The organism is Variovorax sp. OK605 (assembly GCF_900115445.1).
Taxonomy (GTDB): Bacteria; Pseudomonadota; Gammaproteobacteria; order Burkholderiales; family Burkholderiaceae_C; genus Variovorax.
Genome location: NZ_FOWL01000009.1, coordinates 78521 through 93673, shown reverse-complemented (window position 1 = coordinate 93673; position 15153 = coordinate 78521). Strand labels below are relative to the sequence as shown.

Sequence of the window (15153 nt, the reverse complement as noted above, 5' to 3'; positions counted from 1 at the left end):
CGGCGACGAAGTGTGGGTCCGGGCCCAGGCCATCGGCGATGACGAAGCCGGCCCGCTCGCGGCAGGCAAGAGGCTGCTGCAGCGGCTGCTCTCGGTGCTTTGCGGACCGGGCGCTACTGCAGGTCCGGGTCGTTCCGCAATGCTTCGACAGCCATGTCGATGAACGCGCGAACCTTGTGCGTTGCGTGCCGCCCTTCGCGGTGAACCACGTGGATGGGCACCGCGGGCCGCTCGAAGTCCTCGAGCACCAGCGCGAGGGTGCCGTCCTTCACGGCCTGTGCAATCTGGTAGAGCGGCAGGCGCGTGATGCCGAAGCCCGCCGCGGCGGACTCGGCGGCCGCCTCGTTCATCGTGGTCGTGAGCCGGGGTTGCAGCCGAGTCGTCACGGGCTTGTTGCCGTCGCGAAAGCGCCATTCGGGCGTCGGCGTGATGCCGGTCGCGGCGATCACCACATGCTGCGACAGGTCCTCGGGCCGCTGCGGCGTGCCATGCGCGCGCAGGTAACCCGGTGAAGCGCACAGCACCTGGCGTACACGCCCGACCCTGATCGCCTGCAGCGACGAGTCGGGCAGTTCGCCGATGCGAACCGCGACGTCGACGCCTTCGTCCACCAGGTTGACCATCCTGTCCATGAACCAGCAGTTGATGTCCACCTGGGGAAACCGCGCCAGGTAGCTGCGCGCGATCGGCGACACGTACATGCGCCCGAAGTTCACCGAGGAGGTCACGGTGAGCTGGCCCCGCGGCGCGGCGTGCGCGCCCGCGGCGGTGCTGTCGGCTTCCTCGATGTCCGCCAGGATGCGGCGGCAGTTGTCCGCGTAGGTCGTTCCCGCCTCGGTGACGCGCACGAAGCGCGTGGTGCGCGTGAGCAGGCGAACGCCCAGGCGTTCCTCGAGTTCGCCGACGGCGCGCGTGACGACCGAGGGCGACACGTTCAAGCGGCGCGCGGCGGAGGCGAAGCCGCCGGTTTCCACCACCGCCAGGAACGCCGCCATGGCCTGTATCCGATCCATCGCTGTGCCTTGTGCCCGGTGGTTTATTGACGATTCGAGAAGGGTGACTTGCAGCCCGCAGGGATTCTAGAGGCGCGCGATAAGAAGGACCATCGGTTCCACGGACGGTGCTCCGCCTGTTCGACACCTCACACAAGGAACCTGCCATGAAGCTCTACTACCACCCCCTCTCCGGCCATTCGCATCGCGCACGCCTCTTCCTGAACCTGATCGGCGCGCAGCACGAGCTGGTCGAAGTCGACCTGATGGCCGGCGCGCACAAGAAGCCCGAGTTCCTCGCGCTGAACCCCTTCGGCCAGGTGCCGGTGCTCGACGACAACGGCACCGTCGTGACCGATTCGAACGCCATCCTGGTCTACGTCGCCAAGAAGCTGAAGCTCACCGACTGGCTGCCCGACGACCCCGTGGCGTCGGCGGCGGTGCAGAAGTGGTTGAGCGTGGCCGCGGGGCAGATCGCCTACGGACCGGCCGCCGCACGGCTCATCACGGTGTTCGGCGCGGGCTTCAAGCCCGAGGAAGTCATCACCCGCGCGCATGCGGTGCTCGCGGTGATCGAGGCGCAACTGTCCGGCGGCAGCTTCATGGTTGCCGCGTCGCCCACCGTGGCGGACGTGGCGCTGTACAGCTACATCGCCCGCGCGCCCGAAGGCAACGTCGACCTGCAGGCCTACCCGAACGTGCGGGCCTGGCTCGCGCGCATCGAGGCGCTGCCGGGCTTCGTCGAGTTCCGCAAGACACCGGTGGGCCTGGCGGCCTGATTTCCCGATGACCTGACAAACCCTGCGCACGGCACTTCCATGAACACCCAACCCCAGACCACCGCCGAATCGCCCTGGCACGCCGGCGAACTCGCCCTGCAGGAGAGCATCGGCGTGGTCCGGCTCATGGACCGGCCGGGCCGGCTGTACGTCAGGAACTTCCTGCTCGACCAGCACCGCGGCTTCTACCCGCTGCTGCACTTCGTGGTGCTCGGCGCGGTCGATCCGCAGGGTGACGCGTGGGCCACGGTGCGCGCGGGCGAGCCGGGCTTCCTGCAGTCGCCCGACCCCGCGACGCTGCGCATCGGCGCGCGGCGCGACCCGGGCGACCCGGCGGAGCGCGGCATGGAAGCGGGCGACGCGATCGGCCTGCTCGGCATCGACCTGATGACGCGCCGGCGCAACCGCATGAACGGGAACCTCAGGCGCACCGACGGCAACGCGTTCGACATCGCGGTCACGCAGAGCTTCGGCAACTGCCCGCGCTACATCCAGAACCGCAACTTCAGTTTCGCGCGCGATCCGGCGGTGCTGTCCGAACGCCCCGCGGTTGAACTCGGCGCCCTCGACGCGCGCGCACGCGAGATGATTGCGCGCGCCGACACCTTCTACGTCGCCTCCTACGTGGACCGCGACGACGGCACCCGCCAGGTCGACGTGTCCCATCGCGGCGGCAAGCCCGGCTTCGTGCGCATCGGCGACGACGGCGTGCTCACCATTCCCGACTTCTCGGGGAACCTGTTCTTCATGACGCTGGGAAATTTTCATCTCAACCCGAAGGCCGGCCTGCTGTTCATCGATTCGGAAACCGGCGACATGCTGCAGATGACCGGCGAGGCGAAGGTCGTGCTCGATTCGCCGGAGATCGCCGCGTTCGAGGGCGCCGAGCGGCTGTGGACCTTCACGCCGCGCCGCGTGGTGCACCGCCCCGAAGGCCTGCCGCTGCGCTGGCGCATGGAGCCCGAGGGCTGGTCGCCGAACCTGCTCATGACCGGCAGCTGGGCCGACGCCGACCAGCGACTGGCCGCGATGGCGCTGGCCCAGCGCTGGCGGCCGTTCCGGGTGACGCGCACGGTGGACGAAAGCGCGTCCGTCCGTTCGCTCTACCTGGCGCCGGCGGACGGCGTGGCCATGGTGCCGCCGCTGGCCGGCCAGCACCTGCCGGTGCGCATCGCGCTGCCGGACGGCGGCGAGGCGTTGACCCGCACGTATACGCTGTCGCTGGCGCCGTCGGACGGCCAGTACCGCATCAGCGTCAAGAAAGAGGGCAAGGCCTCGAGCAGACTGCATGCGCTTGGCGCCGAAGACATCCTCGAAGTGAAGGCGCCGGCTGGCGGTTTCACGGTGGACGCCGCGCAGCGCCGGCCGGTCGTGCTGCTCGCCGCCGGCATCGGGATCACGCCCATGCTCGCGATGCTGCGCCACCTCGTTCACGAGGGAAAGCGCACGCGAACCCTGCGGCCGACCTGGCTGTTCCACTCGGCGCGCACGCGCGAGGAGCGTCCGTTCGACGACGAGATCGCCGCGCTGGTCGAGGCGGGCAAGGGCGGCGTGCGCTGGGTTCGCACGCTCAGCCAACCCGGCAGCGCCGTGGTCGGCCGCGACTACGACAAGGAAGGCCGCATCGACATCGAACTGCTGAAGGCGACGCTGCCGTTCGGTGACTACGACTTCTACCTGTGCGGCCCGTCGGCCTTCATGCAGGCGACCTACGACGGCCTGCGCGAGCTGAACGTGGCCGACGATCGCATCCATGCCGAGGCCTTCGGGCCGTCGTCGTTGAAGCGTTCGGCCGGTGGCGATGAAGCACCGGCCATGCCGCCGCCGGCCACCGAATCGATTCGCATCGTCTTCGCGGAATCGGGGAAGGAAGGGCGCTGGAACCCGGGCGACGGTTCGTTGCTCGACGTGGCGGAGGCGCGCGGGCTTTCTCCCTCGTTCGGTTGCCGCGGCGGGAGCTGCGGCACCTGCAAGACGCGCGTGCTCGAAGGCGAGGTGACCTATGCGGAAAAGCCGTCGTTTCCGGTGGAAGCAGGCGAGGCCTTGGTCTGCTGCGCGGTGCCGTCGCAAGCCATGCAGGCATCGAAGGGCGCGTTGCAGCTGGCCCTGTAGCGCGGCGCAATGCCGGGAGCTCGAAAGCCGGTCATCGCCACCTGGCTACCCCGCGGCGGCGCTCCATTCGTTCGCGATGTCGTCGATGCGGTGCTGCCCCAGCGCCGGTGCGGGCGTGCGGATGCTGCCCGGCGTTCGCGAGAAGCCGGTCGGTATGCCCAGCATCTGCAGCGCCCCTTCGGTCGGGTGCGCGTGCGCTTGCACGAGCCCGCTTTCCCGCAGGTGCGGGTCGGCCATCACGGCCTCCATCGACAGCACTTCGGAGTGCGGGATGTCGGCGTCCGCCAGCAAGGCCAGCCATTGCGCGGTCGTGCGTTGCAGCACCAGGTCGGCCAGCATGCCGTACAGCGCGTGGATGTTGCGGCTGCGTTGCGCCGGCTCCATGTACTGCGGGTCTTCGGCCACCTCCGGCCGGCCCGCGAGGCGGAAGAAGCGCTGCCACTGCGCGGTGGTGTAGGGCAGCAGCGCGATGAAGCCGTCCTGCGTCCGGTACGGGCGGCGCGCGCTGGAAAGCAGGCGCTCGTAGCCCATCGGGCCTTCGGGCGGCGCGAAGGTGTGGCCCGCGAGGTGCTCGACCATGGTGAAGGCGGCCAGCGTCTCGAACATCGGCACCTCGATGGCCTGGCCCAGGCCCGAGCGCTCGCGCTCGTACAGCGCCATCGCCACCGCGTAGGCCACGGTGAGGCCGGCGGTCTTGTCGGCCACGATGGTGTTCACGTACGCCGGGTGGCCCGTCTGCGGGTTGGCCTGCACGGCCGCGAGGCCGCTCATGGCCTGGATGATGTCGTCGAACGCCGGCCGGCCCGCATAGCGCCCCTTCTCCGAGAAGCCGACCGCCGCGCAATAGATGAGCCGCGGGTTCAGCGCGCGCAGCGCGGCGTCGTCCAGGCCCAGGCGCGCCATCGGCTTCGGCCGCACGTTCGACACGAACACGTCGGCATGGCGCACCAGCTCGCGCAGCTGCGCGGCGTCGGGCGCCGACTTCAGGTCGAGCACCACGCTGCGCTTGTTGCGGTTGAGGTTCAGGAAGGGCGCCCCCATGCCCGCGTGCCGGGCCGGTGCCACATGGCGGAACACGTCGCCGTCCTTCGATTCGATCTTGATCACGTCGGCGCCCATGTCGCCCATGATCTGCGTCGCGTACGGGCCCATCGCGACGGAGGTCAGGTCGATCACGCGCACGCCGTGCAGCGGGCCGTTCATCGCGCGGCCTCTTTCGCGTCTTTCTCTTCGATGGGGGCCGAGAGCACGCGCACCGCGTGCGCCACGCCCGGCCCGTAGGCGATGCCGCTCGCGCTCATGGCGGCCTCCACGCCCGCCAGGCAGCCCAGCACCATCGGCGCGTTGAGGTCGCCCAGGTGGCCGATGCGGAAGATCCTGCCCGCGAGGCTGCCCAGCCCGCCCGCAATGCCGACCTGGAAGCGCTCGCGCGCCAGCGTGCGCAGCGCCTCCGGGTCGATGCCCGGGCGCACCGCGATGGTGGTGACCGACACCGAGCGCGACGCCGGGTTGCGCACGTGGAAGGCCAGGTCGCCGCGCTCGCTCCAGCCTTCCACCGCCGCCTGCACCGCGCCGGCCAGCAGGCGATGCCGCGCGATGACCTGCGCCAGCCCTTCCTCGAAGACCAGGCCCAGCGCCGCGTCGAGTCCCATCAGCAGGCTCTGCGGCGGCGTGCCGCAGAACTTGCGGTAGCTCAGCTCGCTCTTGCGGCGCAGCCAGTCCCAGTAGACGCGCGGCGCCTTGTTGTTGTCGGCGACGCGCATGGCCTTGCCGTTGACCGCCACGAAGCACAGGCCCGGCGGCACCATCAGCGCCTTCTGCGACGCGCCGATGGCCACGTCCACGCGCAGCGCATCCATGTCGAACGGCGCGGCGGCCAGCGAAGCCACCACGTCGACCACCAGCAGCGCGGGGTGCGAAGCGGCATCGATCGCGTCGCGAAACGCCTGCATGTCGCTGGTCACGCCGCTGCCGGTGTCGGTGTGCACCACGAACACCGCGGCGATCTCGCGCGCGGTGTCGGCGCGCAGCAGCTGCTCGACCGCGCCGGGGTCGGCCGCGTGGCCGTCTTCGCATGCGGTGCGTTGCACGCGCACGCCCAGCCCTTCGGCATGCGCGGCCCAGGCTTCCGAGAAGGTGCCGCTGCCCGCCACCACCACGCAGCCGCCCGGTGCCACGAGGTTGCAGACCGTGGCCTCCCACGCCCCATGGCCGTTCGCCGCATACAGGAAGACGTCGGACTCGCGCGTGCCGAACACGCGCCGCAGGCCGTCTTCGCAACGCGCGATGAGCGTGTCCAGCGCGGGGTCGCCGAGCTCCAGCGGCTGGGTGCCCATGGCGTTCACCACCTGCGCCGGCAGCCGCGTGGGGCCGGGTGCATGAAGGAAGGGCGTGCCCGGGATGCGGGATGAGGAAGAAGGGTTCAAGGCAATCGTCCTGGAAAGGTCGCGGCACCGCGCCGCGGAAAAAGAAGAACTTCACGCCAATCTGTGCACGAAGCTTGCTTAAATGAATCGTATAGCAATTTTCATGTATCGCTTAAAGATACTTATTGAGGATGATGCACCACGATGAGGCTTTCTGATGACGGGTTTGTACCGATGAGGTTCGGATTGCCCCGTTGCAGCAAACATGGGAATATATCTACATGCAATATTTAAAGATCGCAATGCAATACTTAATGAATGAGGTGCACGCATGAGTGCGTTCACGCCGAACGAATATGACGCGCTCGACGGCGTCGAGATGGCCCGGTTGCTGGCCGAAGGCGAAACCAGCTCGCAGGGCCTGATGGCCTGCGCCATCGACGCCGCGCGCCGCCACGCCGACCTGAACGCGCTGACCTATGAGCGCTTCGACGAATCGCTGGCGCTGGCGCGCGACTGGCAGCCGCGCGGCGTGTTCGGCGGCATTCCGTTTTTGCTGAAGGACTCGGGGCTCGCGTCCACGCGCTTTCCGTCGAGCATCGGTTCGCGCCTGCTCGACGACACCACCTACACGGTGAATGCCACGCTGACCGAGCGCTTCGAAAAGGCCGGCCTGATCTCCTTCGCGCGCTCCACCGTGTCCGAGCTCTGCATGGGCCCGTCGACCGAAGCCGTGCGCAACGGCGGCGCCACCTTCAACCCCTGGGACCGCAGCCGCTCGGTCGGCGGCTCCAGCGGCGGTGCGGCGGTGGCCGTGGCCGCGGGCATCGTGCCGGTTGCGCACGGCAGCGACGGCGGCGGCTCCATCCGCCTGCCCGCCGCCTGCTGCGGCGTGTACGGCCTGAAGCCGTCGCGCGGCCGCGTGCCCATGGGCCCGTTCCGCAACGAAGGCTGGGGCGGCATGGCGGTGGACGGCGTGCTCACGCGCACCGTGCGCGACAGCGCCGCCGCCATGGACGCCATCAGCGGCTACGAGCCGGGCGCACCGTACGGCGCGCCGCCCAAGGCCGGCAGCTACCTCGAGCTGATCGGCCGCGCGCCCGAGCGTGCGCTGCGCATCGGCGTGTGGCGTCATGCGTGGAACGGCATCGCCATCGCGCCCGAGTGCCTGGCCGCCGTGGAGCGCACCGTGGCGCTGTGCCGCGACATGGGCCACGAGATCGTCGAGGTGCCGCTGCCCGACATCGACTACGAAGCCTTCGTGCGCGCGCACGGGTCCGTGCTGGCGTCGAACATCGTGCTGGCGGTCGACACGCGCGTGAAGCTGCGGGGCAGGGCGCTGGCGGCCGACGACATCGAGGAGGTCATTCGCGACGGCTATGCGGTCGGCAAGGGCATTGCGGCCACGCAGTACGTGGAAGCCATCCAGCGCTTTCATGCCATCGGCCGCGCCTTCGAGGCGGCCATGCGCGGCTGCGACATCGTGATCAGCACCACGCTCACGCAGCTGCCCGTGAAGCTCGGCGAGCTCGCGCTCACCGGCGGCTTCTGGGACTTTCGCAGCAAGGTGTCGCGCTACGCCACCTTCCTGGCCGTGATCAATGCCTCGGGCCAGCCGGCGGCGACACTGCCGATGAACCGCACCGCCGAGGGCGTGCCCATCGGCACGCAGCTCATCGGGCACTTCGGCCGCGAAGACCAGGTGCTTGCGCTGTCCGCCCAGCTGGAACGCGCGGCGCCCTGGGCGTCGGTGCGTCCGGCCGCGCGCGGCTGAACCCCTCATCCCTCGATTCATTCACCTCCGCCCCCTCAAGGATCCACATGAAGAAGAACCTGTTCCTCGCCGCGATCGCCCTGTGCGCGGCCATGGCCCTGCCGGCCGTGCCGTCCTTCGCCAAGGACGCCAAGGACGCCAAGGACGACGTGACCGTGAAGGTCGTCATGCATGCGCCGCTGCGCGTGCTCGACCCCATCTTCACCAACGCCTACATCACGCGCAACCACGGCTACCTCGTGTTCGACACGCTGTTCTCGCTCGACAGCGAAGGCAAGCCGCAGCCGCAGATGGTCAACACCTTCAAGCTGTCGCCCGACAAGCTCACCTACACCTTCACGCTGCGCCCCGGCCTGAAGTTCCATGACGGCTCGCCCGTCACGTCGGACGACGTCATCGCCTCGCTGCAGCGCTGGGCCGCGCGCGACGCCCTGGGCACGCGCCTGATGGCCGTCACCGAGAAGATGGCCGCGGTCGACGCCAACACCTTCACGCTGCAGCTGAAGAAGCCGTACGGCCTGGTGCTGGACTCGCTCGCCAAGCCCGGCTCGCCGGTGCCTTTCATAATGCCCAAGCGCCTGGCCGCGACCTCGCCCAACGAAGCCGTCACCGAGATGGTCGGCTCCGGCCCCTACAAGTTCGTGCAGGCCGACTTCCAGCCGGGCGTGAAGGCCACCTACCTGAAGTTTGCCGACTACGTGCCGCGCAGCGAGCCGGCCAGCAACTTCGCGGGCGGCAAGGTGGTGAACATCGATCGCCTCGAGGTGGTCAACATCGCCGACGGCCAGACCGCGGTGAACGCCATGCGCAACGGCGAGATCGACTTCATCGAGAACGTCGCGCCCGACCTGCTGTCGCAGTTCGACGGCGTGAAGGGCGTCAGCACCGCGCCCAAGAGCCGCGAGACCAACATGTACACGCTGCGCATGAACTGGATGCAGCCCCCGTTCGACAACGTGAAGGTGCGCCGCGCCGCCATGGCCGCGCTCTACCAGCTCGACTACCTCGACGCCTCCATCGGCGACCCCAAGCGCTACCGCGTGTGCGGCGCGGTGCTCACCTGCTCCTCGCCCTACAAGTCGGAAGAGGGCGCCACGCAGATCCACAAGCCCGACCTGGCCAAGGCCAAGCAGATGCTGAAGGAGAGCGGCTACAAGGGCGAGAAGGTGGTGGTGCTGCACTCGACCGACGTGCGCAGCCTGGTCAACATCGCGCCCATCACCGCGCAGGCGCTGCGCAGCATCGGCATGAACGTCGACATGCAGGCCATGGACTTCACCACGCTGCTGGCGCGCCGCACCAAGAAGGACCCGGTCGACAAGGGCGGCTGGAGCATCTTCCAGTCGAGCATCGTCGTGCTCGACCTGATCAACCCGGTGGTCAACCCCAACCTGGACGGCCGCGGCGAAGTGGGCTACCCCGGCTGGACCAAGGACGACACCATGGAAGGCCTGCGCGACCAGTTCGCCAGCGAGCCCGACGCCGCCAAGCGCGCGCAGATCGCGCAGGCGATCCAGAAGCGTGCGTACGAGCAGGTGTTCTACGTGCCGCTGGGCGAAGTCATCGAGTACAAGGCCTTCGACGCGAAGATGGGCAAGCTCGTGGACGCGCAGCTGCCCCTGTTCTGGTCGAGCAAGTGACGTGCTGAGCCTCGTCTTCAAGCGCCTGCTCGCCGCCGTGCCGGTGGTGCTGATCGTGGCCACGGTGGTGTTCCTGCTGCTGCGCATGGCGCCCGGCGACCCGGCGCGGGTCATTGCCGGCGACATGGCCAGCGAGGAAACCATCGCGCAGATCCGCGCCAACCTCGGCCTCGACCGGCCGCTGCCCACGCAGTACGCGCTGGCCATGGGCGCCCTGGCCAAGGGCGACCTGGGCACCTCGATCGTGTCGAAGCAACCGGTGTCCGCGCTCATCGGCGCGCGCATCGGCCCCACGGCCGCGCTCGCGCTCACCTCGCTGCTGCTCACCGTGCTGCTGGCCATTCCGCTGGGCGTGCTGTCGGCCTGGTGGCACCGCCGCGCGTTCGACCGCGTCACCATGGCGCTGACCGTGCTCGCGTTTTCGGTGCCCGCCTTCGTGGTGGGCTACGTGCTGATCCTGGTGTTCTCGGTCACGCTCAACTGGTTTCCGGTGCAGGGCTATGCGCCGCTGGCCGACGGCGTGGGCGGCTTCCTGTACCGGCTGGTGCTGCCCAGCCTCACGCTGGCCACGGTGTTCGTCGCGCTCATCACGCGCATCACGCGCGCCAGCATGCTCGACGTGCTGGGCGAAGACTTCGTGCGCACCGCGCGCGCCAAGGGCGCGCCCGAGCGCTACGTGCTGTTCCGCCATGCGCTGCGCAACGCGGCGGCGCCCATCGTCACGGTGGTCGGCGTGGCCGTCACCACGCTCATCAGCGGCGTGGTGGTCACCGAGACCATCTTCAACATTCCCGGCGTGGGCAGCCTCATCGTCGACGCCGTGCTCGCGCGGGACTACCCGGTGGTGCAGGGAACGATCCTGTTCTTCTCCTTCATCTACGTGTTCGTGAACCTTGCCATCGACCTGATCTATGTGCTGCTCGATCCCCGCATCCGCTACTGACACGGAACGACCATGCCAGCCGCTGTGACGAATCCTCCTTCAACTTCATCCCCGACGCGCGCGCCTTCCCGGCTGCGTGCCGCGGCCTCCGTGCTGCTGCACGACCGCGTCATGCTGGTGTCGCTGCTCCTGCTGCTGGTGCTCATCGCGGTGTCGGTGTTCGCACCGCTGCTGGCCTCGCAGGACCCGGCGGCCATCGCGCCGCGCGAGCGGCTGCAGGGCGCATCGGCCGCGCACTGGCTCGGCACCGACTCGCTCGGGCGCGACCTGTTCTCGCGCATCCTCCACGGCGGCCGGCTGTCGATCTCGCTGGCCTTGCTGGTCAGCGTGAGCTCGGTGGTGGTGGGCCTGCTGTTCGGCATCGTGGCGGGCTACTTTCGCCGGCTCGACTCCTTCATCATGCGGCTCATGGACGGAATCATGGCCATTCCGGGCCTGCTGCTGGCCATTGCCATGGTGGCGCTGGGCGGCGCGCAGATCTCGACCATGGTGCTGGCCATCGCCATCCCCGAGGTGCCGCGCATCGCGCGCCTGGTGCGCAGCGTGGTGCTGTCGGTGCGTGAAGAGCCGTACGTCGAGGCCTCCTTCGGCATGGGCTCGTCGACCCTGCGCGTGCTCACCTGGCACATCCTGCCGAGCACCATCAACCCGCTGGTGGTGCAGGCCACCTTCGTGTGCGCCGCGGCCATCCTCACCGAGGCGGTGCTGGGCTTCCTGGGCCTGGGCTTCCCGCCCGAGGTGCCCAGCCTGGGCAGCATCATTGCCGAGGGCCGGCCGTACTTCCAGCGCGCGCCCTGGATCATCCTGTTTCCCGGCGCTTTTCTCGCGCTGCTGATCCTGGCCATCAACATGTTCGGCGACGCCCTGCGCGACCGGCTCGACCCGCGCCTCGCGCGCAAAGGCAGGAACTGATGCCGACCCACACCCCCCACCCTTCCGCGTCCCCGCTCGCGCCCATTCTCGAGGTGCGCAACCTGCACGTGCGCCTGCCCGGCACCAGCGACCGCGCCTATGCCGCGCAGGACATCAGCCTCACGGTGGCGCGCAAGGAAATCGTCTGCATCGTCGGCGAATCCGGTTCGGGCAAGTCGGTGACCGCGGGCGCCGTGATGGGCCTGCTGCCCAAGGACGTGCTTACGCTCGAGCGCGGGCAGATCCTGCTCGAAGGCAAGGACATCACGCACACCTCGCGCGCCGGCTTGCGCGCGCTGCGCGGCGACCGCATGGCCATGATCTTCCAGGAGCCCATGACCGCGCTGAACCCGCTGATGCGCGTGGGCGACCAGATTGCCGAGGTCTTCGAGTTCCACGACGCCTCGCTCAATGCGGCCGAGGTCGCCAGGCGCGTGCTCGCGCTGCTGGTCGACGTGAAGCTGCCCTCGCCCGAGACGCTGCGCAGCGCCTTTCCGCACCAGCTCTCCGGCGGCCAGCGCCAGCGCGTGATGATCGCGATGGCACTGGCTATGAAGCCCGCGCTGATCATTGCCGACGAGCCCACCACCGCGCTCGACGTGACCTCGCAGGCGCAGGTGCTGCGCCTGCTGAACGAGCTGCGCGACAAGCACGACAACGGCGTGCTCTTCATCACGCACGACTTCGACGTGGTCGCCGAGATTGCCGACCGCGTCATCGTCATGCAGCGCGGCCGAATCATCGAAAGCGGCACCGTCGAAGAGGTGCTGCGCAACCCGCAGCAGCCGTACACGCGCAAGCTGCTGGCGGCGGTGCCGCGCGGCGAGTTCGGCGCCGACGCGCATGAAAAAGGTGGCGACACCGTGCTCGAGGTGAAGAACCTCGCGCTGCGCTACGAAACCGCGAGCTTCTTCGCCTCGCGCCGGCGCGTGGTGAACGCGCTCGACGGCGTGTCGCTGTCGCTGGCGCGCGGCGAGACGCTGGGCGTGGTGGGCGAGTCGGGCTCCGGCAAGACCACGCTGGGCCGCTGCCTGGCGCACATGGCCGCGCCCACCGGCGGGCAGGTGCTGCTCGACGGCATCGACGTGACGCACCTGTCGCGCTCGCAGTGGCGTGCCCATTGCAAGCGCGTGCAGATGATCTTCCAGGACCCGTTCCGCTCGTTCAACCCACGCATGAAGATCGGCAGCTCGCTGGCCGAAGGCCCGATGAACTACGGCGAGACGCGCGCCGAGGTCGAGGCGCGCATGCTGCGCATGCTCGCGCTGGTGCAGCTCGACGCGAGCGCGCTGCAGCGTTTTCCGCACGAGTTCTCGGGCGGGCAGCGCCAGCGCCTGTCGATTGCGCGCGCGCTGATGATGGAGCCCGAGGTGCTGATCGCCGACGAGGCCGTGTCGGCGCTCGACGTGTCGGTGCAGGCGCAGATCCTCGACCTGCTGGAAGAGATCCGCGCGCGGCTCGGCCTGAGCATCGTCTTCATCACGCACGACCTGCGCGTGGCCGCGCGCCTGTGCCACCGCATCGCGGTGATGCAGCGCGGCAAGGTGGTCGAGCTGGGCACGGCCAGGCAGGTGTTCGAGCAGCCTTCGGCCGCCTACACGCGCGAACTGCTGTCGGCCATTCCGGGGCAGAAGCCGCAGGACCCTCGGATGGCCGAGGAGGCACTGGCATGACGCGCGTCGCATTGATCAGCCAGTCGGCCAACCTCGCCTACTTTGCGCCGCTGGTGCGGGCCGCCGCGCCCGAGCTCGACGTGGTGGTGTGGCCCGACCCGGCCTTTCGCGAGGCCGAAGTCGCCATGTGCTGGAACGCGCCGCCCGGCGTGTACGCGCAGATGCCCGGGCTGCGGCTGGTGCACAGCATCGCGGCCGGTGTCGACAACGTGGTGGCCGGGCAGGACCTGCGCGGCCTGCCCGTGTGCCGCGTGGTCGACCCCAAGCTGGCCGACGGCATGGTGCAGTACGTGCTGTGGTCGGTGCTGCACTTTCACCGCAGGCTCGACGTGGCCATGGCCAACCAGCGCAACCGCGTCTGGCAACGGCCGCTGCAGACGCCGGCCGGCGAATGCCGCGTCGGCCTCATGGGGCTCGGCAAGCTCGGCGGCGCCATTGCGCGCAGCCTGCTCGGCCTGGGCTACGCCGTGAACGGCTGGTCGCGCACCGCGCACGACATCGAGGGCCTCACGGTGTTCAGCGGCCCCGCCTCGTTCGACGCCTTCCTGGCCAGCACCGACGTGCTCGTGTGCGTGCTGCCGCTGACCGACGCCACGCGCGGCATTCTCGGCAAGCGCACCTTCGACGCCTTGCCGCGCGGCGCGGCCATCGTCAACTGCGGCCGCGGCGAGCACCTGGTGGCGCCCGACCTGCTGGCCGCGCTCGACAGCGGCCAGCTGCGCGGCGCCGTGCTCGACGTGTTCGCGAGCGAGCCGCTGCCGCAGGACGACCCGCTGTGGCAGGCGCCTGGCGTCATCGTCACGCCGCACATGGCGACCATGGCCTCGTCCGCCGTGGTGGCGCAGCAGGTGGCCGACAACGTGCGCCGGCTTGAAGCCGGCCAGCCTCTTCACAACGTGGTCGACATGAGCCGCGGCTACTGAACCCCTTCATCTTTCCCCCTGATTCCGCTGGAGAACCCATGAGTTTCGAAGACCCCGCCATTTCCGTTCCCATTCCGACCCGGTCCGCGCTGGACCCGCAGGTCGAGCAGTTCGTGCGCGCCATGGACGCCGACGCGGGCAAGTTCGGCCGCCGCGAGACGCTGTCGATCGCGCAGGCGCGCGACATTGCCGAGACCGTGCGCAAGCGCTGGGTCGTCGGCGGCCCCGAGATGGCCCGCAGCGTGGAGCACACCGTGCCCACGCGCCACGGCGACGTGCGCGTGCGCGCCCATTACCCGGTGCAGCGTGCCTTGCCCGGCGTGTTCGTCTACCTGCACGGCGGCGGTTTCGTGCTCGGCAGCCTCGACACGCACGACCGCGTGATGCGCGAGTACGCGCAGCGCGCGGGCATCGTGGTCATCGGCGTGCACTACACGCGCGCGCCCGACGCCAAGTTCCCGCGCCCCATGCAGGAGTGCGCCGACGTGCTGCGCTGGGTGGCCGCCAACGGCGCGCTGCTCGAGGTCGATGCGGCGCAGCTCTTCGTGGGCGGCGACTCGGCCGGCGCCAACTTCTCGATGGGCGCGAGCCTCGAGCTGCGCGACCGCGGCGAGAAGATATTGCAAGGCATCGTGCTGAACTACGGCAGCGTCAGCAGCAACCTGTACCGCAACTCGGTCATCCAGTACGGCGGCGGCGACTACGGCCTCTCGCTCATGAGCATGATGTGGTTCCGCGCCATGCACGTGGCCACCGGCGCCGACCTGACCGACCCGCGCGTGGACATCCTGCGCGCCGACCTGCGCAGCCTGCCGCCCACGTGGATGGTGGTGGCCGAATGCGACCCGGTGCACGACGACATGGTCGAGCTCGGCGAGATGATGCGCGCGGCGGGCAATGACGTGCGCATGAAGGTCTACCCCGGCGCCGCCCACAGCTTCCTGGAGGCCGTGTCCATCTCCGACCTGGCGGTCGAGGCCTTCGAGGACACGGCACGCTGGCTGCGCGAGCGCTCGGCCGCCGCCACGCACTGAGGCCG

Annotated in this window: 12 protein-coding genes; 9 read left to right on the top strand and 3 right to left on the bottom strand. The window is 69.4% G+C overall.

Going from position 1 to position 15153, the window contains the following annotated elements:
* Window positions 1–113: 113 nt before the first annotated feature.
* Window positions 114–1013: a LysR family transcriptional regulator gene (locus BM013_RS23340; protein ID WP_093130039.1), complete on the bottom strand. Its 900-nt coding sequence runs from the start codon at window positions 1011–1013 to the stop codon at window positions 114–116.
* 146 nt (window positions 1014–1159) lie between these two features.
* On the opposite strand from BM013_RS23340, the gene BM013_RS23335 reads away from it, so the two are divergent.
* On the top strand, window positions 1160–1771 hold the full coding sequence (locus BM013_RS23335; protein WP_093130038.1) for a glutathione S-transferase family protein: 612 nt from the start codon (window positions 1160–1162) through the stop codon (window positions 1769–1771).
* A gap of 39 nt (window positions 1772–1810) precedes the next feature.
* Window positions 1811–3883 (top strand): 2Fe-2S iron-sulfur cluster-binding protein, encoded by a 2073-nt coding sequence (locus BM013_RS23330; RefSeq protein ID WP_093130037.1) that lies wholly within the window; start codon window positions 1811–1813, stop codon window positions 3881–3883.
* Window positions 3884–3928: 45 nt separating this feature from the next.
* On the opposite strand, the gene BM013_RS23325 is transcribed toward BM013_RS23330, so the two are convergent.
* Together BM013_RS23325 and BM013_RS23320 are read right to left on the bottom strand one after the other, a co-directional pair.
* The gene (locus tag BM013_RS23325) at window positions 3929–5086 is read right to left on the bottom strand and encodes a CaiB/BaiF CoA transferase family protein (protein WP_093130036.1); all 1158 of its coding nucleotides are present in this window, start codon (window positions 5084–5086) and stop codon (window positions 3929–3931) included.
* Window positions 5083–6309: a pyridoxal-phosphate-dependent aminotransferase family protein gene (locus BM013_RS23320; protein ID WP_177225544.1), complete on the bottom strand. Its 1227-nt coding sequence runs from the start codon at window positions 6307–6309 to the stop codon at window positions 5083–5085. The genes BM013_RS23325 and BM013_RS23320 overlap by 4 nt, the downstream gene beginning before the upstream one ends.
* A 271-nt stretch (window positions 6310–6580) precedes the next feature.
* Between BM013_RS23320 and BM013_RS23315 the strand changes: the two genes are divergently transcribed.
* The 7 genes from BM013_RS23315 to BM013_RS23285 are packed head-to-tail and all read left to right on the top strand — an operon-like array spanning window position 6581 to window position 15148.
* Window positions 6581–8023 carry an amidase gene (locus BM013_RS23315; protein WP_093130034.1) on the top strand — a complete coding sequence of 481 codons (1443 nt, stop codon included), beginning with the start codon at window positions 6581–6583 and terminating at the stop codon, window positions 8021–8023.
* Window positions 8024–8070: 47 nt separating this feature from the next.
* Window positions 8071–9663, top strand: coding sequence for an ABC transporter substrate-binding protein (locus BM013_RS23310; RefSeq protein ID WP_093130033.1), 1593 nt, complete (start codon window positions 8071–8073; stop codon window positions 9661–9663).
* A gap of 1 nt (window position 9664) precedes the next feature.
* The gene (locus tag BM013_RS23305; protein WP_177206584.1) at window positions 9665–10606 is read left to right on the top strand and encodes an ABC transporter permease; all 942 of its coding nucleotides are present in this window, start codon (window positions 9665–9667) and stop codon (window positions 10604–10606) included.
* A gap of 12 nt (window positions 10607–10618) precedes the next feature.
* Window positions 10619–11518, top strand: coding sequence for an ABC transporter permease (locus BM013_RS23300; protein ID WP_093130032.1), 900 nt, complete (start codon window positions 10619–10621; stop codon window positions 11516–11518).
* Window positions 11518–13191: a dipeptide ABC transporter ATP-binding protein gene (locus tag BM013_RS23295; protein ID WP_093130031.1), complete on the top strand. Its 1674-nt coding sequence runs from the start codon at window positions 11518–11520 to the stop codon at window positions 13189–13191. Before BM013_RS23300 ends, BM013_RS23295 begins: the two co-directional genes overlap by 1 nt.
* Window positions 13188–14114, top strand: a complete 927-nt coding sequence (locus BM013_RS23290; RefSeq protein ID WP_093130030.1) for a 2-hydroxyacid dehydrogenase — start codon at window positions 13188–13190, stop codon at window positions 14112–14114. Before BM013_RS23295 ends, BM013_RS23290 begins: the two co-directional genes overlap by 4 nt.
* 38 nt (window positions 14115–14152) lie before the next feature.
* Window positions 14153–15148 (top strand): alpha/beta hydrolase fold domain-containing protein, encoded by a 996-nt coding sequence (locus BM013_RS23285; RefSeq protein WP_093130029.1) that lies wholly within the window; start codon window positions 14153–14155, stop codon window positions 15146–15148.
* The last annotated feature ends 5 nt before the right edge of the window (window positions 15149–15153 follow it).

Excerpts from the sequence above, each read along its gene's own strand:
- BM013_RS23340 (WP_093130039.1), bottom strand. The coding sequence starts at position 1,013 with ATGGATCGGATACAGGCCATGGCGGCGTTCCTGGCGGTGGTGGAAACC.
- BM013_RS23310 (WP_093130033.1), top strand. The coding sequence starts at position 8,071 with ATGAAGAAGAACCTGTTCCTCGCCGCGATCGCCCTGTGCGCGGCCATG.
- BM013_RS23300 (WP_093130032.1), top strand. The coding sequence starts at position 10,619 with ATGCCAGCCGCTGTGACGAATCCTCCTTCAACTTCATCCCCGACGCGC.
- BM013_RS23335 (WP_093130038.1), top strand. The coding sequence starts at position 1,160 with ATGAAGCTCTACTACCACCCCCTCTCCGGCCATTCGCATCGCGCACGC.
- BM013_RS23325 (WP_093130036.1), bottom strand. The coding sequence starts at position 5,086 with ATGAACGGCCCGCTGCACGGCGTGCGCGTGATCGACCTGACCTCCGTC.
- BM013_RS23295 (WP_093130031.1), top strand. The coding sequence starts at position 11,518 with ATGCCGACCCACACCCCCCACCCTTCCGCGTCCCCGCTCGCGCCCATT.
- BM013_RS23330 (WP_093130037.1), top strand. The coding sequence starts at position 1,811 with ATGAACACCCAACCCCAGACCACCGCCGAATCGCCCTGGCACGCCGGC.
- BM013_RS23315 (WP_093130034.1), top strand. The coding sequence starts at position 6,581 with ATGAGTGCGTTCACGCCGAACGAATATGACGCGCTCGACGGCGTCGAG.
- BM013_RS23285 (WP_093130029.1), top strand. The coding sequence starts at position 14,153 with ATGAGTTTCGAAGACCCCGCCATTTCCGTTCCCATTCCGACCCGGTCC.
- BM013_RS23290 (WP_093130030.1), top strand. The coding sequence starts at position 13,188 with ATGACGCGCGTCGCATTGATCAGCCAGTCGGCCAACCTCGCCTACTTT.